4 protein-coding genes are annotated in these 2111 nt (G+C 68.7%); all 4 read right to left on the bottom strand.

Features of this window, described 5'->3' with window-relative positions:
- Window positions 1–1268: hypothetical protein (locus AB0J09_RS63125; protein ID WP_360713898.1), on the bottom strand; the 1268-nt coding region annotated here is incomplete at its 3' end.
- A gap of 35 nt (window positions 1269–1303) precedes the next feature.
- Window positions 1304–1483: a hypothetical protein gene (locus AB0J09_RS63120; RefSeq protein WP_360713896.1), complete on the bottom strand. Its 180-nt coding sequence runs from the start codon at window positions 1481–1483 to the stop codon at window positions 1304–1306.
- Between the two features lie 125 nt (window positions 1484–1608).
- On the bottom strand, window positions 1609–1767 hold the full coding sequence (locus tag AB0J09_RS63115; protein ID WP_360713894.1) for a hypothetical protein: 159 nt from the start codon (window positions 1765–1767) through the stop codon (window positions 1609–1611).
- Between the two features lie 83 nt (window positions 1768–1850).
- Window positions 1851–2111: hypothetical protein (locus AB0J09_RS63110; RefSeq protein WP_360713892.1), on the bottom strand; the 261-nt coding region annotated here is incomplete at its 5' end.

The following is a 2111-nucleotide window of genomic DNA, read 5'->3' as shown; positions in this document are numbered from 1 at the left end:
GCCGCTTTCTTGCCGAGCAGCTCGGCGATCTCGTCGCCGATGACCAGGATTGCGGGCCGCTTGGGGCTGACGGGGAAGAGCTGGTTGTCCTCGGGGCGCAGCTGACGGCCGCGCAGAGGGATGGCCGCGGCCGCGTCTTCCAGGATGTGCGTGGCGGCCTCCCAGGTGGTGGCGATCGGCCGGTCGAGGCGCGGCAGCAACGGGGCGTAGGTGAGGCCGTCGTTCTTCAGGTCGATGATCCACAGCAGGACGTCCCCGCAGTGGGCGCGCATCCACGCGATCAAGCGCTGGAGGTTGGACTTGGCGCTGCCGGGCTCGCCCGCGTACACGCCGCGGGTCATGCCGTGCTTGGGCAGGTACTGAGCGATGTACATGTCGCGGCCGTCGTCGTCCACACCAACCCACACCGCCTCGAGGATGCTGCTGGGGATCTTGGGAGGGGCGAACTTGACCGTGCGGGCCTCGATCCTGCCCTCGTGCCAGATGATCAGCACGCGTGCCGAGGAGGTGTGCTTGGGGTCTTGGACGACCTCACGGATTGATCCTGCGGGCCAGTGCATCCCCGACTCGATCTCCGTGCGGGTGGTGGGCTTGTCGAGTTTGGCGCGAGTCACGTTGACGGGGAGCCGCAGTGGGATCTCCACGCGGCCGGTACCGCTCACTGAGATACGGTCGGCCACGACCACTCCGGCGAAACCGAGCTCGGCCAGGACGATGGGCAAGGTCTTGGCGAGGACGCGGACGCGGAGCCGGACACTGCGCCACTTGCGGGGGTTGGCGGAGAACCCCCAGGCGATGACCAGGGTGAGGACGCCAAGTGCCCAGCTGCTGTAGGCGGCGACGTGGGTAATGCCGATCATGGCGGCGGTGAGGGTCCAGATGCCGGCGGCCGCGGTGGCGGAGGTGGCAGCGGTGCTGGAGACCGGTAGTACGTGGTGGCGCCTCAGCATCAGATGTATCAGGGCGGCTGAGGTTGCGGTCAACACCGCGTTGACCCACCAGGGGATGCCGCTCACGGCAGCGATCGCGGCGTAGAGGTAGCAGCCGCAAGCGGTCCACCAGGGGATGTGAAGGTCACGGTGACGCCACATTCGGCGGGCTATCCCTAGTGCCGCGGCGCGGATGAGGCGCCACACCAAGTGGTAGATGATCAGCTTGGCGAGAAACCGAAGGAGCCGCACGAGCGGGTCGCGCTTGACCTCCTGGACGGGCTGCGGCGCGTTGGCGGCCGTTCCCGGGGGGAGGGCGGCAGGGCGCTTGCCGAACACGGGCTTCCTTTCCTGGGTGCGAAGGACCGGGTGGGTCAGCCGAGCAAGGTCCAGCGGCCGCCGGTGTTGGAGGCTGCTTCAGCGTCGTCGGCGATCGCAAGGGTGATGGTGCGGGCGGTGCCGCGCATGCGGCCGGCGGCCTCGCGCAGGGATCTTGCGGCCTGTTCGGCCTCCTCACCCCGCAAATCTCCGGGCGGGATGTGACCGGCCATCATGTCGAGCAGGGTCGCGGCGCCGGTTCGAGTTCCGGCCGCCTTTGCGGGTGATCTTGGAGGCCAGCCGGGCGGAGGTTCGGTAGGAGCGGGTACTGGCCTTGTCGCCGTAGAAGATGCCCACGGGGTCAGTCCTTCGGCTGCTCGGTGCGAGAGGTGTGCGTGCGGCGGTCGAGGACCTGAGGGCGGGCTCGTCTAGCGGCGATGATGATCGCCGCTAGGATCCCGGCCACGGCGATGAGCGCTGGGATGGGGAAAACCAGGAAGCCGAGGTCGAGCATGGGCATGGGGTCTCCTTAGGCCGGTTGAGGGAGCGCAGGGCGGGCGGTGGGGGCAGGGCGCGTGGGCGCCCACGCTGGGGTCGGCAGCTTCATGAGGTGCTTGCCGTGCCGGATGAGAAGTCCACGGCCAGGAACAGTCCGGCGAATAGGGCGGCGAGGGCGAAGGCAAGGGCCTTGAGCGTTTCGCCACCGAGTCCGGCGGCGGCGAGGGTGATGCCGATGGAGATCAAACCGAGCAGAAGCAGCAGCCATCTGCCGACCTTCAAGATCAAGGTCAGGACGTGCAGAGCGGCGGCCGCCCGGGTGCACCGAGCAGCTCGGCGACGCCGGGCCTGCCAGCGCTGCTGGAC

The sequence above is a fragment of the Nonomuraea sp. NPDC049784 genome (genome assembly GCF_040659615.1).
Taxonomy (GTDB): Bacteria; Actinomycetota; Actinomycetes; order Streptosporangiales; family Streptosporangiaceae; genus Nonomuraea.
The sequence above is the reverse complement of the archived record's forward strand: the minus strand, read 5'-3'. Positions and strand labels throughout refer to the sequence as shown.